Source organism: Xanthobacter sp. SG618 (assembly GCF_012932745.1).
GTDB classification, from domain to species: domain Bacteria; phylum Pseudomonadota; class Alphaproteobacteria; order Rhizobiales; family Xanthobacteraceae; genus Xanthobacter; species Xanthobacter flavus.
This window is the reverse complement of sequence record NZ_JABBHL010000011.1, coordinates 135,201-161,212: the sequence shown is the minus strand read 5'-3', so window position 1 is coordinate 161,212 and position 26,012 is coordinate 135,201. Positions and strand designations below refer to the sequence as shown.

Here is a 26,012-nt window from a genome sequence, read left to right as displayed (position 1 = left end):
AAGGAGTGTGATCGATCTTGCTCTAAAATGGAATCTCGATTTCCATATTCCGCCATCCGGGATGGGTTTTCGCCGGTCCGGGAGAGGGCGCACCTGCGACGATCGTTAGCAGGTGCAGCGCGAAGTGGAATGCGTCGCACCATGTCTTCCGGCCGTCCTGCGCCGGATGCCGGCCCACGAAAAAGGGCGCAGCCGAAGCCGCGCCCTCTTGTCGTTCTGGCCCTGTCCGGTCGGCCGCGGCCGATCAGTCCGGATCGTCGTCCCGGAAGGTGCGGTGGCCGTTGGTGATGGCCGAGACCATGGATTGGCGGGACATGATGTCCTCGCGGATCACCGAATAGACGTGGATGATGATGAACACGATGATCACCCACATGCCCAGGTGATGCAGCGTATGCACCTGCATGGAGCCGCCCAGCAGCGGGATGACCCAGCCGAACAGCTTCGCCTGCCACGAGCCGAGCCCCGTGCCCTCGGAATAGAGGGCGAAGCCGGTGAGGATCATGAAGGCGAGGCCCAGCACCATCACGAAGAACAGGAACACCTGCGCCAGCGGATTGTGCCCCACGAACTTCAGCGGGCGCGGCTTGAGGAAGGCATACCACTGCACCTCGGTGAAGAAGCCCTTCCAGAAGCTCTTCCGCCAGAAGGGGAAGGTGAACAGCTCCCGGGAGTACTTGTTGCCGAAGAACGCCCAGATGATGCGCCCCAGGAAGCCCACGGCGAGGATGTAGCCCGCCGAAAAGTGCACGAAGCGGATGGTGCCCATGAGGTAATGGGCGCTCGCCTCGCCCGAGAGCGTCGGGAAGGGCGAGCCGATGAAATAGCCGGTGACACACAGCACCAGGATGCAGAGCGCATTCACCCAGTGCCACAGGCGCACCGGCGCCTCATAGACATAGACGGTGGTCAGCTTCTTTCCACCGGCGATCACCCGCGCGACCTCGGTGGGGGGCGCCGCCGGAGGGGCGGTGCCGGGGGAGAGGGAGGTGTCCGTCATGGCCGCCTCCCCTCAGCGCACGGTGACGCGCGCCAGCTCAGCCCCGTCGTCGGACATGACGTGGGTGGAGCAGGCGAGGCACGGGTCGAAGGAGTGGAGGGTGCGCAGGATCTCCACCGGCTCCTCGGGGCGCTGCATGGGCGTGTTCATGAGGGAGGCCTCGAACGCGCCGATATTGCCCTTGGGATCACGCGGACCGCCGTTCCAGGTGGTGGGCACCACGCACTGGTAGTTCTCGATCCGCCCGTCCTTGATCTTGATCCAGTGGCCGAGGCCGCCGCGCGGCGCCGCCACGGTGCCGACACCCTTGGCTTCCTTCGGCCAGGTGGCGGGGTCCCACTTCTCCATGTTGGCGGTGGAGGTGTCGCCGGCCTTGATGTTGGCGATGAGGTGGTCGAAGTCGTCCAGCATCATCTTGGCGCAGTAATGCGCCTCCAGCGCCCGGGCGAGGGTGCGGCCGATGGTGGTGGGCAGCGCCTGCTTGGCGGTGAGGTTGGTGCCGGCGAGCGTGTTGAAGGTGCCGAGCGCCTCGTCCACCTGCCCCTTCACGTAATCGACGCCCTGGGCATAAGCGAGGATGTAGCGGGCAAGCGGGCCCACCTCCACCGCATTGCCCTTCCAGCGCGGCGCCTTGATCCAGGAATACTTGGCGTTCTCGTCCACCGCCTCGATGTTGGTGCGGGTGCCCTTGGCGTTGGGGCCGAGCTTGTACTGCGGGTCGGTGACGCCGTCCCACGGGTGCAGGCCCTTGTCGTTGTTGCCCTCGCCGTAGGTGTACCAGGAGTGCGCCACGAACTCCTGCACCTGCGCCGGGTCGCGCGGGTCGATGGGGTGGACCTCGTTCCAGTTGCCGTTGAGGATGACGCCGCCGGGCAGGCGGTCGGTCTTCTTCTGGCCCTGGATGGCTTCGTAGTCGCCATAGTCCATGACGTTCTGGCCGGAGAGGCCGCCGCCATAGAGCCAGCCCTTGTAGAAGGAGGCGATGGCGATCACGTCGGGCACATAGACGTTCTGCGAGAACTCGAAGGCCTCCTGAAGCTTCAGCTTCACGAAGTTCAGCCGCTCCATGTTGAGCGGGGCGCCGGCGGCCATGTCGCCGTTCATGTTGATGGCGCAGGGCACGCCGCCCACGAGGTAGTTCGGATGCGGGTTCTTGCCGCCGAAGATGGTGTGGACCTTCACGATCTCGCGCTGAAAGTCGAGGGCCTCCAGATAGTGCGTCACCGCCAGCAGGTCGGCTTCCGGCGGCAGCAGATAGGCCGGGTTGTCCCAATAGCCGTTCTTGAAGATGCCGAGCTGCCCGCTCTCCACGAACTTCTTCAGCCGGTTCTGCACGTCGCGGAAATAGCCGGGCGAGGACTTGGAGTGGGCGGAGATGGACTGCTGCAGCACCGAAGTCGCCTTCGGGTCCGCCTTGAGCGCATTCACCGGGTTCACCCAGTCCAGCGCGTGCAGATGGTAGAAGTGGACGACGTGGTCATGCCACTGCAGCACCTTGGCCATGATCTCGCGGATCAGGAAGGCGTTGTTGGGGATCTTGATCTGGAGCGCATCCTCCACCGCGCGCACGCTGGTGAGCGCGTGGCAGCCGGTGCACACGCCGCAGATGCGTTCCACGAAGGCCCAGGCGTCGCGCGGGTCGCGGCCCTTGAGGATCACTTCCAGCCCGCGCCACATGGTACCGGTGGAGACCGCGTTGCGGATGATGTTGTTGGAATCGACATTCACCTCACAGCGCATGTGGCCTTCGATGCGGGTGACCGGATCGACGACGATGCGCTTGCCTGATGTGTCGAGGGAAAAGCCGTTCGGCGTCTGGATGGTCACTTCTCGCCTCCCTCGGTCTTCTGGGCACCGTCGGTATTCTTGTGCTGGGCGCGCTTCAGCGCGCTGATGGCGGCATGGGCCGCAACGCCCGCGCCCACCGCGCCGGCGGCGATCAGGCCCACCTGGTCCGCATTGGCTTCCACGCCGAAGCCGGAGCCCTTCAGGTCAGCGAGGCGCGCATACCACGAGCCCTTGTCCCAGAAGCCGTCTTCCGAGCAGCCGATGCAGCCGTGGCCGGCCTGGATGGGGAAGGAGACGCCGTCGTTCCAGCGCACGGTGGAGCAGGCGTTGTAGGTGGTGGGGCCCTTGCAGCCCACCTTGTAGAGGCAATAGCCCTTGCGCGCGCCCTCGTCGTCGAAGCTCTCCACATACTGGCCGGCGTCGAAGTGCGGCCGGCGATAGCATTTGTCGTGGATGCGCTGGGAATAGAACATCAGCGGCCGGCCCTGGCGGTCGAGCGCGGGGAGCTGGTCGAAGGTGAGCATGTAGGTGATGACGCCGGTCATCACCTCGGCGATGGGCGGGCAGCCCGGCACCTTGATGATGGGCTTGTCGAAGATCACCTCGTGCACGGGCGTGGCGCGGGTGGGGTTGGGGCGCGCGGCCTGCACGCAGCCATAGGAGGCGCAGGAGCCCCAGGAGATGATGGCCTTCGCGTCCTTCGCCACCTTCTTCAGTTGGTCCACGAAGGGCTTGCCGCCGATGATGCAATACATGCCATCCTCGTTCAGCGGCGGGTTGCCCTCCACCGCGAGGATGTAGTTGCCCTTGTACTTGGTCATCACCTCGTCGAGGATCGCTTCCGCCTGATGGCCGGCGGAGGCCATGAGGGTGTCGTCATAGTCGAGCGAGATCATCGACAGCACCACATCCTTCACCAGAGGATGCGCGGAGCGGATGAAGCTCTCCGAGCAGCAGGTGCATTCCAGGCCATGCAGCCACAGCACCGGGGTGCGCGGCTTGGTCTCCATGGCCATGGCAATCTGCGGCGCGAACTCCGGCCCGAGGCCGAGGGCCGCGGCGGTGAGCGAGCAGTATTTCAGGAACGAACGGCGAGTAATGCCCTGCCGCCGCATGACCTCATAGAACGTCTCGAGGGCCATAAAGGCGTCCCCCCTTGGCTGACCTTGTCCTCCCCACCGACGTCGAGGCCGGGGGATTGGAACCGTTTCAGCAAGGCGTGTGCCAGAGGGGGAGTGCGAGGGATTTCAGGGGTTTCGAATGAGGCCAGCCTCTATCGAGCGGAAAGATGGCTGCCAACTTTCCAGGTCACTTGGCTTGTTCACTTGCTTCCAGGATATCGTCAATAACCCTTTTCATGCCCGGCGGCTGAAAGCCTGCGTCTACCATGCGACTAACGATAAGATTTCTCAGGGATTCGTATGGCAGTGATAGTCTTTGCTCATCTACAAATGCCCTAATTATTTCTCTTCCCGGCAGAACAGATCTCCAAGTTCCATTTGAGAAAGATTCATCTATTTCATTTTTTAGTTCATTCTCTTTTATTTGCAGAGAGTTAACCGTCAAATCTGAATTGTTAATAACATCTATGCGCTTGAAAGATCGCTGGATTGCCGAATATGTCTGTTGAGCGACGTCTTCAGCCGCCGGATCAAATCCTAAATCGATACACGAGACAATCTTGGAGTTAGCGAATTCCCGCATTTTGTGACGAAGTACGCGTGGAACCACTTTTCTAGCTGAGGTTCTTAAGGAATCTAAAACTGATTCCTCGTCAATATTGCGATTATGGTCGATTGAATTTATCGCGTCCGCTATAAATTTTGGCTCTAAAAGATAGTTCTCAATATGATAAACATCCCATTGGTACCTCCGCACTCCCTTCGCTGGAGGGCCAGATTCAAAATCTTTATCGACAATGGCAAAAAATCTCATATGTATCTCGCCGCGCGTATAGGCACGATCCAGTATATCGTGTAGTGCTCCCACGCGAGCTTTATTGCTTCCAGATAGAAGATTGAAACCTGCCGTCTCCTTTGCGAAAAGACGAGACACCATACTCTGGTCATAATCAGTGTCTCCTCCACCTTCAAACAAAATGGCCATTCCGTCTGGGCTATAAGAGGCAAGATCGCCAACAAGATCAGCCATTGCTAGAGCTAGATCTTCGGAGGCGCTCAACTCTCTAAGCTGATCTACTCTGCGATCTTTGGTGCAGGGGAACATATGGAAAACAGAAAATCCTGGCTTTCCAACGGCCTCTCTCAACAACGCATCAGAGTGTGTAACCAACCAAAGCTGATTATTCAAAGATTCTCCTAAATGTTTCCTATAAAATTCGGGCAAATTGCGAATCAAGCGTGGATTTAAGTGAAGCTCAGGCTCATCCAATAAGATAATTGAATTTCTGGGGGCCGAACTTCTTATCCTGAGATATCCATACAATATTTCTTTTTCGCCGGCCGATAGTTCGTCCAAATCGTGAATACCGCCGTTGGCGGTTTCGACCGGAAATTCTATTCTTCCATCTCGCGTTGGCTGCGGACCTAGGAACTTCTTTCCGGGAAAAAACGTGTTGAATAATTCTTTTAACGCATCTGTTAGTCCAACTTTGGTGGGATTTTCTAGTCCAGCCTTCTCCGCCAAAAGCTCTCTCACAAATCCAGATGCCATTTCTGTTTTAACATTGGCATATTTGTTCGAATAATTATACAGAGCGTGTTGGCTATGTGACTGGCTGCTTTGATCAAGATTTAAATTAATTCCCTGGACAAGCTCTCGCCCATAATGTCGTTGCGCGCCGTGATAGTCGACAACACCGACATCGTTAGGTCGATAGGTGCTAAAAATTACTGAAAGAAGTCTAGAATTAGATAGCTGTAACCGACCTCCCGGTTGCATCTCGACGTGTCCAAAAATTAGATCTTGCTGAAGCTCTTGCTGGAGGTCCGGCAGCTGTTCCGCAACCGTATCATTGACCTCCGCTTGGCGTTCTCTGAATTGGCTTGCAAACATAGCCATGCGATAGCCGCCCCACTGGAAAGCCTCGGGGAGCAGCACCTTCCAAATGCACTCTTCCAACAAAAAACGGGCCTGCTGACTGATGAAAATTTTTTCAGATTCACTTAGTTTAAAATAGCAATCTATCGTCACATCGAAAGATGGGTCATTGAACAGTCCCCTGAGTTCGTCCGATCTGGAATTTGGATTAACCTGAAATTCGCCGAACCAATTTTGCCATTCATTTTGATGGTACCCTCCATATACCGACTTTAAAAGGCGAATTGCGTCGAAAACACATGATTTACCCGACCCATTTTGGCCGGCGATTATGATCGTATTTCCAGCGTTCTGAATTTCAGCACGCGCGATCCCACGAAAATTGGTTATCGAAAGCGTGTTAATCTTCATGTTCTGCTCGCCGATTGCCCTGCAACTCCTGATAGTGCATGGCTACGGCACGGTCGCAAACGAAATTTAGCAGTGGCCCCTCCCCCTTGCATCCCACTCCTCCCCCTGCCATATAGCGCGTGGGAGGTTGGCGGTGGACGAGCCACTCGCCAACCGGGTCAGGTCCGGAAGGAAGCAGCCCCAACGAGCCCGGTCTCGGGTCTTCGTCCAGCCTCCCACCCCTTTCCTTAGAGAACACGCACCGGCGCGCGGCCTTGATGGCCGTCGCGCCTGATGGCGTTTCGGGCCTCGGCCGCCGCGCGTCCGGGGGCGCGCCAAGCCTTCGCGGCGTGGGAGCGGAGCCCCCCTTAAGCCCGCGCGGCGCCTGAGCGGAGCCAACGAAAGCCCGCGCGGCGCCTGAGCGAAGGCCACGCAAACACACCACGTAAAACAACACCGCCGCCCTCCGGGGGGAGGGCGGCGGCGCCGGGTCGGGGCAGCAAAGCGGGAAAGAGTCAGACGAGGCTGAGCTTCACGTCGATATTGTTGCGGGTGGCATTGGAATAGGGGCACACCTCGTGCGCCTTGGCGATGAGCGCCTCGCCGGCCTCGCGGTCCACGCCGGGCAGGGACACCGCCAGCGCGATCTCCAGGCCGAAGCCGCCTTCCGAGCGCGGGCCGATGCCCACGGTGGAGGTGACGGTCGCATCCGCCGGCACCTTGGCGGTACCGCCCTGCGAGGCCACGAACTTCATGGCGCCGAGGAAGCAGGCCGCATAGCCGGTGGCGAACAGCTGCTCGGGGTTCACACCCTCGCCGCCGGGTCCGCCCAGCTCCTTCGGGGTGACGAGCTTCACTTCGAGATTGCCGTCCAGCGTGCCGGAGCGGCCATCGCGGCCACCGGTGGCGCGGGCGGAGGTGGAGTAGAGGACGTTGACGGGCATGGGGCTCTCCTGCGGGTTATTAACTTGTGAACGATTAAATCGTGTACGATTTAAATAGCCGAACCGATGGCGGCCGTCAAGCGGTTGCGATCCTATCGTGCGCGATTTATCTGAAGGGAAGCCCACGAGGCCCGCCATGTCCGAACCGACGCCTGAACTGACACCCGAGCTGACACCCCAGCTGACACCTGCTGAACCCGGGCTGATCCCGGTGGAAAACATGGTGTGTTTCGCCTTTTATGCGGCGAACCACGCCTTCAACCGGGTCTACAAGCCCCTGCTGGACGACCTCGGCCTCACCTATCCGCAATATCTCGCCATGGTGAGCCTGTGGACCGAGGACGACCGCACCGTCGGCAGCCTCGGCACCGCTCTGGGGCTGGAATCCAGCACCCTCACGCCCTTGCTGAAACGGCTGGAAGCCCTCGGCCACGTCTCCCGCCGCCGCGACCCCGCCGACGAGCGGGTGGTGCGGGTGAAGCTCACCCCCAAAGGCTTGGCATTGCAGGAAAAGGCCCGCCACATCCCCGCTTGCATCCTCGCCGCCACCGGCCTCGACCTCGCCGACGTGGTCCGCCTCCAGCGCGAGGTCACCGCCCTGCGCGAGACGCTGGAGAAGGCCGCAAAGGCCTGAGGCGGCTTCATTTTCGCTCTTGTATACGGTACACCGGATGCGGAAACGCCAGCTGCTCCGGACGCCGCCATGCTCGATCCCCAACTCGCCGGCCACATCACCTTCGCCCCCGCCCCGCCGGACCTGCCGCCCCTCGCCCCCGGCTATCACACTCTCGGCCTGTCGGCGGAGCGTGATGCGCTGCTGGTGGTGCCGGAGGGGCTGGAGCCGGGGCAATCCGTGCCGCTGATGGTGCTGTTCCACGGCGGCGGCGGCAGCGCGCAGAAGATCCTGCCCATGATGGAGCAGCACGCGCTCACCCACCGCTTCCTGCTGCTGGTGCCCCAATCGGTCTTCCCCACCTGGGACATCGTGATCGCCGGCAATGGGCCGGACCGGGAGCGGCTGGAGACGGCGCTCGCCATCGTCACCCGGCATTTCGCCATAGATCCCGCGCGCATCTGCTTCGCCGGCCATTCCGACGGCGGCAGCTACACCCTCTCGCTGGGCCTCACCAACGGCCATTTCGTCACCCACCTCATCGTCTCCTCGGCGGGCTTCATGTCCGTCCAGCGCCAGAGCGGCGCGCCGCGGGTGTTCATCTCCCACGGGGTGAATGACGAGCAGATCCCGATCGAGCGCTCCGGCCGGGCCCACGCGGCCCTGCTCAAGGACGCGGGCTATGACGTGACCTATATGGAATATAACGGCCCCCACGCCTGGCAGCCGCCGGTGGTGGGCCTCGCCGTCGCCTTCTTCCTCGAACCTGTACCCGCCAGCGCCACGTCGTGAGCCGGCCTTGATACAGTCGCTGGACAAGCCCCCTACGAAGTGATGAGGTCGCCCTAAACAGAGCAAGAACGGGCGGTTTCCGGTTTGGGGAGGCCGGACGGGGGATATGCTTCAGGCTTCGGTCGTCATCTTCGTGGCATTGGCCTATATCGGCCTTCTGTTCGCCATCGCGAGCTATGGCGACCGGCTGCGCCCGGACGCGGGCCGCGGCGCCGCGCGGCCGATGATCTATTCCCTGTCGCTTGCGGTCTACTGCACCTCGTGGACCTTCTTCGGCTCCGTCGGACTCGCCACCACCCAGGGCTTCGACTTCCTCACCATCTATCTCGGGCCCATCATCCTGATGACGGTGGGCGCGCCCCTGTTCCTGCGCGTGGTGCGGCTCGCCAAGGCCAACAACATCACCTCCATCGCGGACTTCATCGCGGCCCGCTACGGCAAAAACCAGGGCATCGCGGCGCTGGTGGCCATCGTCGCCATCATCGCCGCCATCCCCTACATCTCGCTGCAGCTGAAGGCGGTCTCGGCCTCGCTGGTGGCGCTGCTCGGGCATTTCGCCGGGGAGCACGGGCGCGGCACGCTGGTGGGCGACCTCGCGCTGTTCGTCGCCTGCGCCATGGCGGCCTTCGCCATCCTGTTCGGCACCCGCCACACCGACGCCACCGAGCACCAGAACGGCCTGATGCTGGCTATCGCCACCGAATCGCTGGTGAAGCTCGCGGCCTTCCTGGGCGTCGGCCTGCTCGTCACCTTCGTCATCTTCGACGGGCCGTTCTCGCTCTGGTACGCGGCGCGGGAGGCGAGCGCGGTGGCGCCGTTCGAGCGCGGGCTGTCGCTGGAAAACTGGCTCACCATGACCATCCTGTCCGGCGGCGCCTTCATGCTGCTGCCGCGTCAGTTCCATGTGGCCGTGGTGGAGAACAAGGGCGAGAGCGAGATCCGCCGCGCCCGCTGGCTGTTTCCGCTCTATCTCGTGCTCATCAACCTGTTCGTGGTGCCGCTGGCCCTCGCGGGCATGACTCTGTTTCCGCTCAACCTCGTGGACAGCGACGTCTATGTGCTCGCCGTTCCGCTCGCCGCCGGCTTCGACAGCCTCGCTTTGCTCGCCTTCGTCGGCGGGCTCTCGGCGGCCACCGCCATGGTGATCGTCGAGTGCGTGGCCATCGCCATCATGGTTTCCAACGACCTCGTGATGCCGCTGGTGCTGCGCCGTCGCGCCGCCAAGCCGGAGGGCGAGCCGCGCGAAGACATGACCGGCCTGCTGCTGATGGTGCGGCGCATCTCCATCTTCGCCATCGTCCTGCTCGCCTATCTTTATTACCGCACCACCGGCGAGGCGCAGCTGGCGCAGATCGGCCTGCTCTCCTTCGCCGCCATCGCGCAGGTGGGGCCGGCCTTCGCCGCCGGGCTGATCTGGCAGCGCGCGACCGCGGCCGGGGCCATCGCCGGCATCGTCGTGGGCGGCGCCACCTGGGCCTATACGCTCATGATGCCGAGCCTTGCCGAGGCGGGTCTGATCTCCGCCGGCGTGCTCCAGAACGGGCCGTTCGGCATCTCCCTGCTGCGCCCCACCGCGCTCCTCGGCCTCACCGCCGGGCCGCTGGCCCACGGCGTCGCCTGGAGCCTCGGACTGAACACGCTGGTGCTGGTCATCGTCTCCTTCCTCACCCGCCCCTCGCAGATCGAGCGCACGCAGGCGCGTCTGTTCGCGGGGACGGGCGACCGGCCGCCGGCGCGACCCGCCTTCCTGCGCTGGCGCTCCTCGGTCTCCCTCGGCGAGCTGATGGCGACGGTGGAGCGCTATCTCGGCGCCGAGCGCGCCCGCGCCGCCTTCGACAGCTACGCCCGCCAGCACGGCTTTGCGCTCGATACCCACCGCGAGGCGGATGCGGGCATGGTGCGCCATGCCGAGCACCTGCTCGCCTCGGCTGTCGGCGCGGCCTCCTCCCGCCTCGTGCTCTCGCTGCTGCTGCGCAAGCGCGCGGTGTCCACCAAGGCGGCCCTGAAGCTGCTGGACGATGCCTCCGCCGCCATCCAGTACAATCGCGAGCTGCTGCAGAGCGCCATCGATCATGTGCGCCAGGGCATCGCCGTGTTCGACCGCGACCTGCGCCTCGTTTGCTGGAACCGCCAGTTCGGCCAGATGCTCGACCTGCCCGGCGAATGCTACGCGGTGGGCGTGCCGCTCACCGACATTCTCGCCGCCGCCCCCGCCGACGAGGATGTGGCCGGCGACATCTCGGCCCGCGTCGCCCGTTATGTGACCCCGGACCCTGATTTCTCCGAGCGCCTGCACCAGCGCGGTGCGGTCATCGAGGCGCGCTCGGACCCCATGCCCGACGGCGGCATCGCCGTGACCTTCACCGACATCACCGCCAGCGTGGAGGCCGCGCTCGCTCTGGAGCGCGCCAACGAGACGCTGGAAAAGCGCGTGCGCGAGCGCACCGAGGAACTGGAGCGCCTCAACGGCGCGCTGGAGCTGGCCAAGGCCGAGGCGGACGAGGCCAATCTCTCCAAGACGCGCTTCCTCGCCGCCGCCAGCCACGACATCCTCCAGCCGCTCAACGCCGCCCGCCTCTACGCCACCAGCATGGTGGAGCGGGCCAAGGGATCGGAGGAGGAGCGCCTCGCCGGCAACATCGATGCTTCGCTGGAATCGGTGGAGGAGATCCTCGGCGCCCTGCTCGACATCTCCCGCCTCGACAGCGGCGTCATGCGCCCGGAATTCTCCGCCTTCCGCATCGCCGACGTGCTGAAGCCGCTGGAGACGGAGTTCGCCCCGCTGGCGCGGGAGAAGAATCTCGAACTCACCTTCCTGCCCTGCTCGCTGGCCGTGCGCTCTGATCGGCGGCTGCTGCGCCGCCTGTTGCAGAACCTCGTCTCCAACGCAGTGAAGTACACCCAGCGCGGCCGCATCCTTGTCGGCTGCCGGCGGGTGGGGGGCAAGCTGCGGGTGGAGGTCTACGACACCGGCGTCGGCATTCCGCGCTCCAAGCACAAGCTGGTGTTCCAGGAGTTCCAGCGCCTCGACCAGGGGGCGAAGGCGGCGCGTGGCCTCGGCCTCGGCCTCTCCATCGTCGAGCGCATCGCGCGGGTGCTGGAGCATCCGGTGGCGCTGCGCTCCACGCACGGGAAGGGCTCGGCCTTCACGGTGGAACTGCCGGTGGCCGTCTCCATGCCGGAGGAGCGCGAGGCGGCGCCCAGCCCCGCCCGCCGCGGCGCGCAACTGGATGGCCTCACCATCCTCGCCATCGACAACGAGCCGACCATCCTCGAGGGCATGCAGATGCTGCTCACCGGATGGGGCTGCGACGTCATCACCGCCGCCAATGCACAGGGCGCCATCGAGGCGGTGCGTCACCGCCGTAAGAAGCCCGACGTGGCGCTGGTGGACTACCATCTCGACGGCGGCCACGGCATCGAGGCGATCATGTCGCTGAGGTGGAAACTGGGGAAAATACCGGCCGTCCTCATCACCGCCGACCGCTCCAAGAAGGTGCGCGACGCGGCCCGCGCGGCGGACATGGAGATCCTCAACAAGCCGCTGAAGCCCGCGGCGCTCCGGGCGATTCTCGCCCACTGGCGCATCGCGCGCGCCGCCGCCGAATAGTCTTTCGCCGGCTTTACGGGCGCCCTTTCGGCCACAGGCGCCCGCCTTCGCGATTAAGCCCTCGTTCATCCCCATGAACGCCCAATAAACGCCGCCTTCAGCCAGCGTTATGGGGACGTGCCATAGAAGCACGCCTCCGCGGCATGGAAGTGTTAACAGCTCGTTAAGATTTGTAACACTTCCACGCTTAACTCGACGCGCGAATACTTTTGGAGCGTGGCTATGACGATCACGATCAACGTTCCCGTCTTCCCGCTGCGGAAAGAGATCGACGCCCGCAAGCGCCGTCTCCGCTTCCCCCTGAGCTTCTCCTCGCGTGGCTGCAAGGCCGCGGATGAGGCGCCGGCCAATTCCCGCTACACCGAGGCTGGACTCGAATTCGACGTGACCGGCATCGCCCGGCACCCCCGCGGCCCCAAGGGCAACTGACGCTTGAGGCCGGCCCCTCAGGGCCGGTCCGGCTGCGACGCCGGCTTTATGGCGCCGTGCGGCATCATCCGATAAGGTCGCGCCCGAACGGCAACAGCGCGCGGCCAGAAACAAGATGACGGACTTCAATTCCGCCCCGGCAACAGGCGACGAGACCCGCAGCACCTCGGCCGATACCCATTTCGGCTATCGCACGGTGCCCCTCGCCGAGAAGCAGGCGCTGGTGGACGATGTGTTCCACAAGGTGGCGCGGCGCTACGACATCATGAACGACCTCATGTCCGGTGGCCTGCACCGGGCGTGGAAGGATGCGCTGGTGTCCAAGGTGCGCCCGCCGCAGGGCGCGCGACCCTTCCACCTGCTCGACCTCGCCGGCGGCACGGGCGACGTGTCCTTCCGCGTGGTCGAGGCGGGCGGGCCGGGCACCGACGCCATCGTCGCCGACATCAACACCGACATGCTGGCGGTGGGCCGCGAGCGCGCCGAGAAGCGCGGCCTTGCCGATCGCGTCGCCTTCCAGGAAGCCAACGCCGAGGCGCTGCCCTTCCCGGACATGAGCTTCGATGCCGTCACGATCGCCTTCGGCATCCGCAACGTGCCGCGCATCGACCTTGCCCTGCGCGAGATGCGCCGCGTGCTGAAGCCGGGCGGTCGCGCCTTCGTGCTGGAATTCTCCAAGGTGGACGTGCCGCTGCTGGACAAGGTCTACGACGCCTTCTCCTTCCGCGTGATCCCGGAGATCGGCAAGCGCGTGGCGGGGGATGCCGAGCCCTACCAGTATCTCGTCGAATCCATCCGCCGCTTCCCCACCGCGGAAGCGTTCGCGGGCATGATGCGGGAGGCGGGATTCGCCCGCGTCACCTTCACCCGCATGACCGGGGGCGTGGTGGCCCTGCACTCGGGCTTCCGCATCTGATGGCGGTTCCCTGCGGCCGGAGGCTTCGGCCATGATCTTCCTTCTCGTCGCCGATGCCTGGCGTCTCGCCCGCGCCGGCTATGTGCTCGCCCGCGAGGGCGTGCTCTCGCTCGTCTCGCCGGCCGCCGCGCCGCCGCTGGCGCGCCCGCTGCTTGATATCTCCAAGCTGATTGCCCGCAAGGATGCCGGCGACCGGCGCGCGCGCTTCTCCGCCGCGCTGTCGCGCCTTGGCCCGTCCTATGTGAAGCTCGGCCAGTTCCTCGCCACCCGGCCGGACGTGGTGGGCGCCTCCGTGGCACGCGACCTCGAGGTGCTGCAGGATCGCATGCCGCCCTTCGGGCAGGCCGTGGCCGAGGCGACCGTCGCCGACACGTTCGAGCGGCCGGTGAAGGACGTCTTCGCCGTGTTCGGCCCGGCCGTCGCCGCCGCCTCCATCGCCGAGGTGCACAAGGCGGAAGTGATCGAGCCGGACGGTGAGCGCCGCGTGGTGGCGGTGAAGGTGCTGCGGCCCGGCGTCAACCGCCGCTTCGCCTCCGACATGGGCACCTTCCGCCGCATCGCGGCCTTCGCCGAGCACAATTTCGCCGAGGCCCGCCGCCTGCGGCTGGAGACGGTGGTGGACACCCTCGCGCGCTCCGTCTCCATGGAGATGGACCTGCGCCTGGAAGCCGCGGCCTATGCGGAGCTGGCCGAGAACACGCAGGATGATCCGGAAGTCCATGTTCCCCGCGTGGACTGGGACCGCTCCGGCCGCGAGGTGCTGACCACCGAGTGGATCGACGGCATCAAGCTCTCCGACAAGGAGGCCATCATCGCCGCCGGGCATGATCCCAAGGAGATCGCCCGCATCGTCATGCAGACCTTCCTCAGGCAGGCCATGCGCGACGGCTTCTTCCATGCCGACATGCATCCGGGAAACCTGTTCGTGGATGCGCAGGGCCGCCTCGTGGTGGTGGATTGCGGCATCATGGGCCGGCTCGGCGTGAAGGAGCGTCGCTTCCTCGCGGAAATCCTCTACGGCTTCATCACCCGCAACTGGCGGCGCACGGCGGAAGTGCATTTCGAGGCGGGCTACGTGCCCTTCCACCATTCGGTGGACGATTTCGCCCTTGCCATCCGCGCCATCGGCGAGCCGATCCACTCGCGCACCGCCGACCAGATCTCCATGGCGCGCCTGCTGGCGCTGCTGCTGGAAGTCACCGCCTTGTTCGACATGCAGACCCGGCCGGAGCTGCTGCTGCTGCAGAAGACCATGGTGGTGGTGGAGGGCGTCGCCCGCTCGCTGGATCCGCAGCTCGACATGTGGCGAACCGCAAAGCCGGTGGTGGAAGACTGGATCGCCGGCAATCTCGGCCCCATCGGCCAGTTGAAGCGCGCCGGCTCCGGCCTTGGCGAGATGGGCCATTTCGCCGCCACGCTGCCCGGCCTCCTCACCCGCACCGCGCGCGTGGTGGAGCAACTGGACGAGGTGACGCGGGACGGCATCCGCCTGTCTCCCGGCTCACTGGAGGGCATCGGCCGCGCCGAGGCGAAGCGCGCCTTCTGGGGCAATCTGGCGCTGTGGGTGATCGCCGCGGCGCTGCTCGGCATCTGGCTCGGCTGACGCTGATACCGGCAGCCTGCCGCTGCGGGATGTGAATTCCTGCGTTTCGTGTCGTTCTTTCCGGACGTTCCGGAAACCGCGAATTCTTTCCGGAGACGGGGCAGCATCTGCGCCGCCTTGAGAACAACTCGCATATTTTTCGCGTATTGCTTTGTCCTTCCAGCAAAACTAATTCAGGCCCCAAGACGGCTCCGGTCCCGTTCAAGCATCCCGTCCAGCGGCTGCTTGCGCAGGGTCAGGAGCCCCGGACCGGCGCACCGCCCCTCGGGCGGGCCGAGGTCCACGGGCCAGCAAAGAAGGACATCTCAAATGGCGAACACGACGGCCGAGCTCGACGCGCTGCTGATGCAGCGCTCGCTGACGGACGCGGAGCTTCTGGCGGCGGCGGATGCCGCGGCGGACTTCCGCATCCTCCCCGATGCCACCGTCATCAAGATCGGCGGCCAGAGTGTGATCGACCGCGGCCGCGCCGCGCTCTACCCGCTGGTGGACGAGATCGTCGCCGCCCGCGCCAAGCACAAGCTGCTGATCGGCACCGGCGCCGGCACCCGCGCCCGCCACCTCTATTCCATCGCGGCCGGCCTCAACCTGCCGGCGGGCGTGCTGTCCCAGCTCGGCGCCTCGGTGGCGGACCAGAACGCCGCCATGCTCGGCCAGCTCCTCGCCAAGCACGGCATCTCCATGGTGGACGGCGCCGGCATGTCGGCCGTGCCGCTTTATCTGGAGCAGGTGAACGGCGTCGTCTTCTCCGGCATGCCGCCCTACGGCCTGTGGACCCGCCCGGCCCCGGCCGGCGTGATCCCGCCCTATCGCACCGACGCGGGCTGCTTCCTGCTCGCCGAGCAGTTCGGCTGCAAGGCCATGATCTATGTGAAGGACGAGAACGGCCTCTACACGGCCAACCCGAAGACCGACGCCGCCGCCACCTTCATCCCGAAGATCTCGGTGGACGAGATGCTCTCGCGCGGGCTTGCCGACTCCATCCTCGAATTCCCCATGCTCGACCTTTTGAAGAAGGCGCGCCATGTGCGCGAGGTCCAGGTGGTCAACGGGCTCGTGCCCGGCAACCTCACCCGCGCCCTCGCCGGCGAGCACGTCGGCACCATTATCACCGCGAGCTGAGAGGCACGATCATGACCGAAGCTTCCACCATCAAGCACGTCGCCTCGCCGCTCGCGAGCCAGACCCTTCTCGACGGCTCGCTGACCCGGCCCGTCGCGGGCGTGCGCCCCATCCGTCTCCTGCCCTGGCTGCAGGTGGTGAAGATCGGCGGCCGGTCCATCATGGACAAGGGCGCCGCCGCGATCCTTCCCATCGTGGAGGAGATCCGCAAGGTGCTGCCCGAGCATCGCCTGCTGATCCTCACCGGCGCCGGCGTGCGCGCCCGCCATCTCTATGGCGTCGGACTCGACCTCGGCCTACCGGTGGGCTCGCTCGCCCCGCTCGCCGCCAGTGAGGCCGGCCAGAACGGCCACATCCTCGCCTCGCTGCTGGCGCCGGAGGGTGTCTCGTACATCGAGCACCCGACCATCGCGAGCCAGCTTGCCATCCACCTCACCGCCACCCGCGCGGTGGTGGGCAGCGCCTTCCCGCCCTATCATCACCACGAGTTCACGGGCAGCCGCCTCCCGGTCCACCGGGCCGATACCGGCGCCTTCCTGCTTGCCGATGCGCTGGGCGCGGCCGGCCTCACCATCGTCGAGGACGTGGACGGCGTGTACACCGCCGATCCCAACGGCGCGGAAGGGGCCAAGGCCGAGCTGATCGCTGAGACCAGCTATGCCGAGCTCGCCAAGGCCAACGGCCCGGCGACGCTGCCCTTCGACCGCGCGCTGGTCGAGGTGATGGCCACCGCCCGCCATATCGAGCGCGTGCAGGTGGTGAACGGTCTCGTTCCCGGCCGCCTCACCGCCGCCCTGCGTGGCGAGCACGTGGGCACACTGGTCCACACGGCCGCCCGGCAGGGCTGATCTTCGCGTCCGGCCGGCGGCCGGACGATCGCCCCGGCAATGACCCCGCGCAGCCCGGCTGCGCGGGGTTTTTTGCGCCGGGAGATCGTGGCGGGATGGCCATTTTGACCCTGCATGCGAACGACGGGATGGACATTTTGTCCAGATCGCCCCCGGCGTCTCCTATCAAGTCATTGAAATTCTGAATGTCTCCCCTTTGGCCCCGCCCTTGCTGAGGGAGCGGCGCCACGCGCGGCTCCGGCTGCGCGCAAAGCGCGTCAAGCCAATTGGCGCGGAAACACCGTGGAGGAGACATGAGCGTCACCACATTTGCGCCGCCGCCGTTCCTGAGCCGCGAGCGCACCATCGCCTCGGCCAGCTTCAACCGCTGGCTTGTGCCGCCGGCCGCCCTCGCCATCCATCTGTGCATCGGCATGGCCTACGGCTTCAGCGTGTTCTGGCTGCCGCTGTCGCGCGCCGTGGGCGTCACCAAGCCGGTGGCCTGCCCGGCCGACATGAGTTTCGTCGCTGGCCTGTTCGCCACGTCCTGCGACTGGCAGATCTCCCAGCTCGGCTGGATGTACACCCTGTTCTTCGTGCTGCTCGGCTCCTCCGCCGCCATCTGGGGCGGCTGGCTGGAGACGGCGGGGCCGCGCAAGGCGGGCCTCGTCTCGGCCTTCTGCTGGTGCGGCGGCCTCGTGATCTCGGCGCTGGGCGTCTATCTCCACCAGATCTGGATGCTGTGGATCGGCTCCGGCGTCATCGGCGGCATCGGTCTCGGGCTCGGCTACATCTCGCCGGTCTCCACCCTCATCAAGTGGTTCCCCGACCGCCGCGGCATGGCCACCGGCATGGCCATCATGGGCTTCGGCGGCGGCGCCATGATCGGCGCGCCGCTTGCCAACATGCTGATGCAGTCTTTCGCCACCCCGACCTCGGTGGGCGTGTGGCAGACCTTCCTCGCCATGGCGGCCATCTATTTCGTCTTCATGGTCGGCGGTGCGCTGGGCTACCGGGTGCCGCGCGAGGGCTGGGCACCGAAGGGCTGGACCCCGCCGGCCGCCTCCGCGAACGCCATGGTCACCCACCGCCATGTCCATCTCGACGTGGCGTGGAAGACCCCCCAGTTCTGGCTGCTGTGGGCGGTGCTCTGTCTCAATGTGTCGGCCGGCATCGGCGTCATCGGCATGGCCTCGCCCATGCTGCAGGAAGTGTTTGGCGGCAAGCTCATCGGCCTCGACCTCACCTTCTCGCAGCTCGATGCGGGCCAGAAGGCGCAGATTGCCGCCATCGCGGCGGGCTTCACCGGGCTGCTCTCTTTGTGCAACATCGGCGGGCGCTTCGCCTGGGCTTCCTTCTCCGACAAGCTCGGGCGGAAGATGACCTATGCGGTGTTCTTCGTACTGGGCTTCGCCCTCTACGCCTCGATCCCCTCGCTGGCGCATATGGGCTCGGTGGTGCTGTTCGTCGCCGCCTTCTGCATCATCCTGTCCATGTATGGCGGCGGCTTCGCCACCATCCCGGCCTATCTCGCGGACATCTTCGGCACCCATATGGTGGGCGCCATCCACGGCCGGCTGCTCACCGCCTGGGCCACGGCGGGCATCATCGGCCCGGTGCTGGTGAACTATCTGCGCGAATACCAGATCGCCTCGGGCATTCCCCAGCAGGCAGCCTACGACCAGACCATGTACATCCTCTCCGGCCTGCTCGTGGTCGGCCTCGTCGCCAACCTTCTGGTGAAGCCCGTGGCCGAGCATCTCTACATGAAGGACGACGAGCTGAAGAAGAAGGCAACCCAGGTGGCCCGCGAGGATGCCACCCACGCCGACTTCGAGGACTTCGAGGAAGAGGCCAAGGACGGTCCGCTCGCCGCCTCCGCCCGCTCCTCCACCCCCGTGGCGAGCGGCACCACCGCGCTGCCCGTGGTGGTGCTGGCCTGGCTGGTGGTCGGCCTGCCGCTGGCCTGGGGCATCTGGATCACCCTGCAGAAGGCGGTGATCCTCTTTCGTTGAGCCTCCCGGCTCCCGCTGCGTGCTCCGTCGCCGGTCTTCCGGGCGGCGGGGCACGCCCTTTTCCGGTTTGCGGAGCCGGCTGATTTGCGCAATGGATGCCGAGAAGAGCAGGCGAGACGGCCGGGGACCTCAGGTCACGCCCATCGTCTTTCGCGGACGGCCTTTGTCGCGTGACGGCGAGGGTCCGAGACGGACGGCCGATTGCAGATGCGCCCTCTTATGCCCCCTTCCATTCCCGATCCCGCCGCTCCTGGCGGCTCCGAGGCATCGGAGGACGTCGCCTTCAGCCCGCATCTCGCCGGCGCCTCCATCCTGGTGGTGGATGACGAGCCGGGGATGCGGAACTTCTTGGTGCGGATGCTCCAGACGCGCTGTCGCCACGTCGCCGAGGCGGCCGATGTGGCCGCCGCCTCGCGGCTGCTGGAAGCGGCGCCGTTCGACCTGATCATCCTCGACAACATCATGGCCGGGCGCACGGGCCTGCAGTGGCTGGAGGAACTGCGCGGCTCCGGCTTCTACCGCGACGTGATCCTGATCACCGCCTTCGCCGACCTGGAGACCGCCATCACCGCGCTCCGGGCCGGCGCGGCCGACTTCGTGCTGAAGCCGTTCCGCTCTAACCAGATCCTCAACGCCATCGCCCGCTGCCTCGATCGCGGCCGGCTGATGCGCGAGAATTTCGTGCTCCGCCGCGAGCTGAAGGCCATGCCCGGCGCCGCCGCGCCGCTGATGGCCGGCGACAGTGTTTCGACCCGCGCCGTGCGGGCCATGATCGAGCGCGTGGGCCCCATGCCCTCCACCGTCCTCATCACGGGGGAATCCGGCACCGGCAAGGAAGTCACCGCCCGCGCCCTGCACGCCGTCTCGGCCCGCGCGGCCAAGCCCTTCGTGCCGGTGAATTGCGCGGCCATCGCGCCGGAGATCATCGAGAGCGAGCTGTTCGGCCATCTCAAGGGCGCCTTCACCGGCGCCGCCTCCTCCCGCGAGGGGCTTTTCTTCTATGCCCAGGGCGGCACGCTCTTCCTCGACGAGGTGGGCGAGCTGCCGCCGGCCATGCAGTCGAAGCTGCTGCGGGTCATCGAGGACAGGAAGGTGCGCCCGGTTGGGGCGGAGCGGGAAATCCCGGTGGACGTGCGCCTCGTCGCCGCCACCAACGCCAACCTCACCGCGCAGGTGGCGGCCGGCCGCTTCCGGCAGGATCTCTATTACCGGCTCAATGTGGTGAACATCCACCTCGCCCCGCTGCGCGAGCGGCCGGAGGATGTGGCGCCGCTGGCCCACCTATTCATCGCCGAGCTGAGCGCGCGGCTCGGGGTGCCGCCCCTCGACCTCACCGAGCCGGTGCTCGCCTTTCTCACGCGCTATCCCTGGCCGGGTAATGTGCGCGAGCTGCGCAACGTGATCGAGCGCTCGCTGATCCTCGGCGACTTCCCGCGCGACGTGGTGCCCGAGGGCGTCGCCGAGGAAGAGGACGCACCCGGCACCGCCCTCGACGCGGTGGAAAAGGCGCACATGCTGAAGGTGCTGGCCGAAGCCGGCGGCAACCGGGCCGAGGCGGCGCGCCGCCTCAAGGTCTCGCGCAAGACGCTGGACCGCAAACTGAAGGCCTGGAATGGCTGAGGCCGCGCGCAAGCCAGCCCACACGGGTGCAGATCCGCCGCGCGGCTTCCTCAGACGGCTGCGCTCGGTGCGCATGCGGCTCCTCGCCATCGCGCTTTTGCCCACGCTCATCATCCTGCCGGCGGTGCTGGCGCTGGTGGTCACCTGGTGGACGCGGCAGTTCGACCGCCTCCTCATCTCCAAGGTCAACGGCGACCTCACGATCGCTCGCCAGTATCTCGACCGGCTGCGGGAGCGCTCCGACGAGACGCTGCACGCGCTGGGGGATTCGGTGGCCTTCGCCCGCGTCACCGGGGCCGGCAACAGCGCGGCCCTCGCCGACTTTCTCGATGCCCGGCGCAAGGTGATGGGGCTCGATTTCCTCTATCTCATCGATGCCGACGGCCACAGCCTTGCCGCAGCGCCCGCCGGGGCCGCGCGCGAGGCGCGGGAGATGTGGTCAGTGGAGCGTCGCGCGCTCGCGGGCACCGCCTCCACCGAGATCGACATCTTCGGCCCGCAGCAGCTGGAACGGCTCTCGCCGCAACTGGCGGAGCGCGCCCATATCGCACTCGTGCCCACTCCCGGCGCCGTTCCGACCAGCCGGGAGGCGGAGGACAGGGGCATGGTGGTGCAGTCCGGCACGCCGGTGGAGATGCCGGGCGGCCAGCGGGCGGCGCTGGTGGGCGGCGTGCTGCTGAACCAGAACCTCGATTTCATCGACACCATCAACGATCTCGTCTACCGCCCCGGCAGCCTGCCGGAGGGCTCGGCCGGCACCGCCACCCTGTTCGTGGACGACGTGCGCGTCTCCACCAATGTCCGCCTGTTCGAGGGCCGGCGAGCGTTGGGCACCCGCGTGTCGCAGGAGGTGCGCAACGCGGTGCTGAGCGAGGGGCGGGTGTGGCTCGACCGGGCCTTCGTGGTGAGCGACTGGTACATTTCCGCCTACGAGCCGGTGGTGGACAGCCACGGCAAGCGCATCGGCATGCTCTATGTGGGCTTTCTGGAAGCGCCGTTCCTCGCGCTCAAGCGGGCGAGCCTTGCCGCCGTGGCGGTGGGCTTCCTGCTGGTGGCGATGGTGGCGATCCCCGTGCTGCTGCGCTGGGCGGCGGCCATCTTCCGCCCACTTGAGGCGATGAACGCCACCATCTCGGCGGTGGAGGGCGGCACCCTTTCCGCCCGCACCGGCGTCGCTGCGACCTCCGACGAGATCGGCCGTGTCGCCCATCATCTCGACGACATGCTGGACCTCCTGCAGGAGCGCGATGCGGAGCTGCGGCGGTGGACCGAAGAACTGGACCGCCGCGTCGCCGAGCGCACCCGCGAGCTGGAAGACGCCAATGCCGAGCTGGCGGCCACCCAGCGCCAGCTCGTCATGTCCGAGAAGCTCGCCGCCATCGGCGAAATCACCGCCGGCGTCGCCCACGAGATCAACAATCCGGTGGCGGTCATCCAGGGCAATCTGGATGTGGCGCGCGACGTGCTGGGGTCGGCGGCGGGACCGGTGAAGACCGAGTTCAACCTCATCGACCAGCAGGTCCACCGCATCAACGTGATCGTCTCGAAGCTCCTGCAGTTTGCCCGGCCCGCCGAGTTCGCCGGCCATCTCGATCCGGTTGCCCCGGGCGAGGTGGTGGGCGACGCGCTGCTGCTGGTGCAGCATCTGCTCTCGCGCAGCGAGATTCAGGTGGCCCGCACCGATGCGGCAACCCGCCTGGTGATGATGAACCGGGTGGAATTGCAGCAGGTGCTCATCAATCTGATGGTCAACGCCGTCCACGCCATGCCCGGGGGCGGCACCCTCACCGTCACCACGCGGGACGAGACGCGCGGCCGGCAGGCAGGCGTCGGCATCGAGGTGGCGGACACGGGCACGGGCATCCCCGAGGAGCGGATCGGCCGCGTCTTCGATCCCTTCTTCACCACCAAGCCGCAGGGCGGCACCGGCCTCGGCCTCTCCATCAGCTACACGCTCATCGAGCGCGCGGGCGGCACGATGGCGGTGGAGAGCCCCCCGGGATCGGGCGCCATCTTCTCCATCTGGCTGCCGGAGGCCGGGAGCGAGGTGGAGGAGGTCGCTCCACATTCCGCCTGAATTTCAGGCGAGCCCAACAAATGAGCGGTTCGGGCGCGCGGCGGGCCTTGCGCGGGCGGGAGAGCGTTCGTACCGTTCGTATACAAGAGGCGGTCCGGTACCGGCTCCCGTCAGGACGGGGGAAGCTTCATGAAGTGGGACAAGGGCAACACGCCCATCATGCCGCGCATCGTGCCCGGCACCATGATTCGCATCCTGCCGCCGTGGCAGAAGACCGGGCAGAAGCGCGCCAACCCCCTGCGCGGCCCCGCTTTGCGCGTGATCGAGACCGAGCGGCCCGAGGCCGCGCCGGTTGCGCCGGAGAAGAAGCCATGAAAGTGGATGCGGAGCACGCGGCCACCGACTTCGCCGGCTACGCCTTCACCCCCGCCGAGACCGCGCCCGCCCGCCCCGGCCTCTTCATCCTCACCCGTACGGTCGCCGGCCGGCCCCTGCCGCTCTATGTGGGCGAGGGGGAGGACATGGCCGCAGCCCTCGCGGCCTTCCGCGTGGCGAACCCGAAGGAGGCGGGCGTGGCGGACGGCCTGTTCGTGCTCGACCGCCCCATGGCGCGGGTGCGCTTGCACACGCTGCGCGACATCGTCTCCCGCTTCGACCCGCCGCTGAACGTGGAGCACCGCAAGGCCCCCGCCGCGCCGGAACTCGCGGCCTTGGTGGAGGATCACGGCGCGGGGCTGGGCGGGCTCAACGAGCAGCCGGGGGCGCCGCTCTCCGTCACCGAGGATGATCTGAAGCGGCTGGTGGAGAGCTTCTATGGCCGCGCCGCCGCGGACCCGCTGCTCGGCCCCGTCTTCGCCCGCGCCATTCCCGATCGGGCGGGCCACTACCAGATCGTGCAGAACTTCTGGTCGCGCACCTTGCTCGGCACGGCGCGCTATTCGGGCATGCCGTTCGCCGCGCACATCCCGCTCCAGCTGAAGCCGGAGCACTTCACCCGCTGGGTGGCGCTGTTCAAGGAGACGGCGGCGGAGGTGCTGGAGCCCGTGGCGGCGGCGCGCGCTATCGCCAAGGTGGAGCACATGAGCACCTGCTTCCAGGCCGGGCTGTTCCCGCCCGACCTCGGTGCGGGCCACGCCCACGGGGCGCACCCGCAACCGGCGCATCCGCACGCGGGGTGAGCGTTCAGCCCTGCGCGAAGCGGCGGAACTGCTTCACGACTTCCACATAGACGTCGCGCTTGAAGGGGATGATGAGGTCGACGACCGCGTCGAGATCCTCCCACCGCCAGTCCATGAATTCCGGCTTGTGCTGACCGCCGCCGGGCCGAAGGATGTTGATCTCGCCGTCGACGCCGGTGAAGCGCAGGGCATACCATTTTTGCGTCTGGCCCCGGTAGCGGCCCTTCCAGGCCTCGCCGGCGATGCGGCCGGGCAGGTCATAGGAGAGCCACTGCTCCACCTCGCCGAGCTTGGTCACGGAGCGGATCGAGGTTTCCTCGTAAAGCTCGCGCAGGGCGGCCGCGTACGGCTCCTCGCCCTTGTCGATGCCGCCCTGGGGCATCTGCCAGGAATGGGTGGCGTCCACATGCTCCGGCCCGCCGAGGCGGCGGCCCACGAACACCTTGCCGGCGGGGTTGAACACGCAGAGCCCCACGCACGGGCGGTAGGGCGCATCCTCGTGTTTCTCGTGCTTGCCCTCGTGGTGCTTCTTGGACATGGCGGCGGCCCTGATGAGATGACGTGCCCCCTGATGGCGCGCCCCGCCGCGCCGCGCAAGATGCGGCGGGCGCAAGTTGGAAACAGGTGGCGCTCCGGGCGCGCCGTCAGTGGGCCGCGCGATGCTGCGGGAGGGCGGTGGAGCCCCACGCGCGGATCGAGGCCCAGGTGCGCCGCTCCAGCTGGAACTGGTCCACCGGCACGGACGCGCGCAGCGCCTTCACCCGGCACAGGCCGACGCCCGACCACTGGAAGCCGCACTTCTCCAGCACCCGGCGCGAGGCCGGATTGACCACGCGGGCGGAGCCGAGGAGGAGCGACACGTCGGTCTCGGAGAAGGCGTAGTCGATGACGGCGCGCACGGCCTCGGTGGCGATGCCGCGACCCCAGAACTGTTCGCCGATCCAGTAGCCGATCTCGGGCGCGGGCTCGGGGGGGCGGCGGCCGTAGCTGACCATGCCGGCAAAGGTCCTGTGCCCCTCGCCCTTGAGGAAGACGGCGAAGGTGGCGGCATCGGGCACGGCGGCCAGCGTCTCGACGAAGGCGTGGGCGTCGGAGGGCTTGTAGGGGAACGGCAGGTTCGCGGTCATCTCCGCGATCCGGCGGTTGTTGGCGAGCTCCGCGACGGCAGCGACGTCCTCGATATGCGGCGCGCGGAGCACGAGCCGCTCGGTTTCGAGGACGGGGATACAGCTCTCCGCGAGCGGCACTCCGGACTGGGATTCGCACAGGGTCATGGCGGGCTCCTCAAGGCACAGACAAACGAAAACCGGGGAGAGGGTTGTCCCGTCTCCCCGGTTCGTGTCTGAGCGTTGAGAGGCCTGCTCAGGCGCCCACCGGATCAACGAGACCGGCGGGATCCTGCATTTATCAGGTCTCGCCGTTTATTCGGCCGCCTCGGCGGCGGCAGGAACGACCGATACGTAGGTGCGGTCGTTGGCTTTGGTGCGGAAGGCCACTTTGCCTTCGACGAGCGCGAAGAGGGTATGGTCCTTGCCCATGCCCACGTTGGTGCCCGGATGCCATTTGGTGCCGCGCTGGCGCACGATGATGTTGCCGGCGATGACGTCCTGGCCGCCGAAGCGCTTCACGCCAAGTCGGCGACCGTCGGAATCGCGACCGTTACGGGACGAGCCGCCTGCCTTTTTATGAGCCATTGTTGCTCTCCTCGTTCTCGATCAGGCGCCGGTGCCGGCGGCATCAGCCTTGACGGTCTCGCCCAGGCCGGAAATCTCGGTGATACGCACGACGGTGAGGTCGGCGCGGAAGCCACGCTTGCGGCGGGAATTCTGCCGGCGGCGCTTCTTGAAGGCGATCACCTTGTCGCCGCGGGTGTGCTCGATCACTTCGCCGGTGACGGTGGCGCCATCCACATGGGGCGCGCCGATGGCGACGGAGGAGCCGCCCAGCATCAGAACCGGGAAGGTGAAGATGGAGCCAACCTCGGCTTCGAGGTGGTCGATGGTGATCTCGTCGGCGGCGGCAACGCGATACTGCTTGCCGTTTGCCTTGATGACCGCGAACATTCTTGTCTCGCTTTCGTGTTCCGCCGCGCCTCAAGGGCGGGCTTCTTTCGGTCGGGTTTTTCGGGATGCGAGCCCATTGGCCCAC

The 26,012-nt window shown here is 66.2% G+C and carries 22 protein-coding genes and 1 other RNA gene; 14 read left to right on the top strand and 9 right to left on the bottom strand.

The window, feature by feature from the left end; all coding sequences use genetic code 11:
* Positions 1–244 precede the first annotated feature (244 nt).
* From cybH to FHT36_RS23610, 4 genes are all read right to left on the bottom strand, one after another.
* Positions 245–1,000, bottom strand: a complete 756-nt coding sequence (cybH, locus tag FHT36_RS23625; protein WP_169124902.1) for a Ni/Fe-hydrogenase, b-type cytochrome subunit — start codon at positions 998–1,000, stop codon at positions 245–247.
* A 12-nt stretch (positions 1,001–1,012) separates the two neighbouring features.
* Entirely contained in the window at positions 1,013–2,827 is a 1,815-nt protein-coding gene (locus FHT36_RS23620; protein WP_169124901.1) for a nickel-dependent hydrogenase large subunit, read from the bottom strand.
* The gene (locus FHT36_RS23615) at positions 2,824–3,930 is read right to left on the bottom strand and encodes a hydrogenase small subunit (RefSeq protein ID WP_169124900.1); all 1,107 of its coding nucleotides are present in this window, start codon (positions 3,928–3,930) and stop codon (positions 2,824–2,826) included. Before FHT36_RS23615 ends, FHT36_RS23620 begins: the two co-directional genes overlap by 4 nt.
* A gap of 166 nt (positions 3,931–4,096) precedes the next feature.
* The gene (locus FHT36_RS23610; protein WP_169124899.1) at positions 4,097–6,199 is read right to left on the bottom strand and encodes an AAA family ATPase; all 2,103 of its coding nucleotides are present in this window, start codon (positions 6,197–6,199) and stop codon (positions 4,097–4,099) included.
* A gap of 121 nt (positions 6,200–6,320) precedes the next feature.
* Here FHT36_RS23610 and ffs point away from each other — a divergent pair.
* Positions 6,321–6,419, top strand: an RNA gene (gene ffs, locus FHT36_RS23605) — signal recognition particle sRNA small type.
* 274 nt (positions 6,420–6,693) lie between these two features.
* Here ffs and FHT36_RS23600 read toward each other — a convergent pair.
* Positions 6,694–7,122, bottom strand: a complete 429-nt coding sequence (locus FHT36_RS23600; RefSeq protein WP_169124898.1) for an organic hydroperoxide resistance protein — start codon at positions 7,120–7,122, stop codon at positions 6,694–6,696.
* Positions 7,123–7,342: 220 nt separating this feature from the next.
* On the opposite strand from FHT36_RS23600, the gene FHT36_RS23595 reads away from it, so the two are divergent.
* The 13 genes from FHT36_RS23595 (at position 7,343) to FHT36_RS24240 (ending at position 23,864) form a co-directional block, all read left to right on the top strand.
* Positions 7,343–7,756 carry a MarR family winged helix-turn-helix transcriptional regulator gene (locus FHT36_RS23595; RefSeq protein ID WP_246702412.1) on the top strand — a complete coding sequence of 138 codons (414 nt, stop codon included), beginning with the start codon at positions 7,343–7,345 and terminating at the stop codon, positions 7,754–7,756.
* Positions 7,757–7,825: 69 nt separating this feature from the next.
* Complete coding sequence (locus tag FHT36_RS23590; RefSeq protein WP_169124896.1) at positions 7,826–8,527, top strand: alpha/beta hydrolase; 702 nt, start codon at positions 7,826–7,828, stop codon at positions 8,525–8,527.
* 106 nt (positions 8,528–8,633) lie between these two features.
* Entirely contained in the window at positions 8,634–12,137 is a 3,504-nt protein-coding gene (locus tag FHT36_RS23585) for a PAS domain-containing hybrid sensor histidine kinase/response regulator (protein ID WP_169124895.1), read from the top strand.
* Between the two features lie 222 nt (positions 12,138–12,359).
* Positions 12,360–12,566, top strand: a complete 207-nt coding sequence (locus FHT36_RS23580) for a hypothetical protein (protein ID WP_169124894.1) — start codon at positions 12,360–12,362, stop codon at positions 12,564–12,566.
* 115 nt (positions 12,567–12,681) lie between these two features.
* Positions 12,682–13,482 carry a bifunctional demethylmenaquinone methyltransferase/2-methoxy-6-polyprenyl-1,4-benzoquinol methylase UbiE gene (ubiE, locus tag FHT36_RS23575; RefSeq protein ID WP_169124893.1) on the top strand — a complete coding sequence of 267 codons (801 nt, stop codon included), beginning with the start codon at positions 12,682–12,684 and terminating at the stop codon, positions 13,480–13,482.
* 31 nt (positions 13,483–13,513) lie between these two features.
* The gene (gene ubiB / locus FHT36_RS23570; protein ID WP_169124892.1) at positions 13,514–15,085 is read left to right on the top strand and encodes a 2-polyprenylphenol 6-hydroxylase; all 1,572 of its coding nucleotides are present in this window, start codon (positions 13,514–13,516) and stop codon (positions 15,083–15,085) included.
* Positions 15,086–15,394: 309 nt separating this feature from the next.
* The gene (locus FHT36_RS23565; protein WP_169124891.1) at positions 15,395–16,207 is read left to right on the top strand and encodes a uridine kinase; all 813 of its coding nucleotides are present in this window, start codon (positions 15,395–15,397) and stop codon (positions 16,205–16,207) included.
* A gap of 11 nt (positions 16,208–16,218) precedes the next feature.
* Positions 16,219–17,055 (top strand): molybdenum storage protein subunit alpha, encoded by an 837-nt coding sequence (locus tag FHT36_RS23560; protein WP_169124890.1) that lies wholly within the window; start codon positions 16,219–16,221, stop codon positions 17,053–17,055.
* A 293-nt stretch (positions 17,056–17,348) separates the two neighbouring features.
* On the top strand, positions 17,349–19,049 hold the full coding sequence (locus FHT36_RS23555; RefSeq protein WP_169124889.1) for an OFA family MFS transporter: 1,701 nt from the start codon (positions 17,349–17,351) through the stop codon (positions 19,047–19,049).
* A 219-nt stretch (positions 19,050–19,268) separates the two neighbouring features.
* Positions 19,269–20,669, top strand: coding sequence for a sigma-54 dependent transcriptional regulator (locus FHT36_RS23550; RefSeq protein WP_169124888.1), 1,401 nt, complete (start codon positions 19,269–19,271; stop codon positions 20,667–20,669).
* Positions 20,662–22,746, top strand: a complete 2,085-nt coding sequence (locus FHT36_RS23545) for a HAMP domain-containing sensor histidine kinase (protein ID WP_169124887.1) — start codon at positions 20,662–20,664, stop codon at positions 22,744–22,746. The genes FHT36_RS23550 and FHT36_RS23545 overlap by 8 nt, the downstream gene beginning before the upstream one ends.
* Before the next feature lie 129 nt (positions 22,747–22,875).
* Positions 22,876–23,061, top strand: a complete 186-nt coding sequence (locus FHT36_RS23540; RefSeq protein ID WP_169124886.1) for a hypothetical protein — start codon at positions 22,876–22,878, stop codon at positions 23,059–23,061.
* Positions 23,058–23,864, top strand: a complete 807-nt coding sequence (locus tag FHT36_RS24240; protein ID WP_210257954.1) for a group III truncated hemoglobin — start codon at positions 23,058–23,060, stop codon at positions 23,862–23,864. The genes FHT36_RS23540 and FHT36_RS24240 overlap by 4 nt, the downstream gene beginning before the upstream one ends.
* A gap of 4 nt (positions 23,865–23,868) precedes the next feature.
* On the opposite strand, the gene FHT36_RS23530 is transcribed toward FHT36_RS24240, so the two are convergent.
* From FHT36_RS23530 to rplU, 4 genes are all read right to left on the bottom strand, one after another.
* Positions 23,869–24,402 carry an RNA pyrophosphohydrolase gene (locus tag FHT36_RS23530; protein WP_169124885.1) on the bottom strand — a complete coding sequence of 178 codons (534 nt, stop codon included), beginning with the start codon at positions 24,400–24,402 and terminating at the stop codon, positions 23,869–23,871.
* 106 nt (positions 24,403–24,508) lie between these two features.
* On the bottom strand, positions 24,509–25,138 hold the full coding sequence (locus FHT36_RS23525) for a GNAT family N-acetyltransferase (protein ID WP_169124884.1): 630 nt from the start codon (positions 25,136–25,138) through the stop codon (positions 24,509–24,511).
* A 147-nt stretch (positions 25,139–25,285) separates the two neighbouring features.
* A complete protein-coding gene (rpmA, locus tag FHT36_RS23520) occupies positions 25,286–25,558 on the bottom strand; it encodes a 50S ribosomal protein L27 (RefSeq protein ID WP_169124883.1) in 273 nt (90 codons plus the stop codon).
* Between the two features lie 21 nt (positions 25,559–25,579).
* Positions 25,580–25,927, bottom strand: coding sequence for a 50S ribosomal protein L21 (gene rplU, locus FHT36_RS23515; RefSeq protein WP_169124882.1), 348 nt, complete (start codon positions 25,925–25,927; stop codon positions 25,580–25,582).
* Positions 25,928–26,012 lie beyond the last annotated feature (85 nt).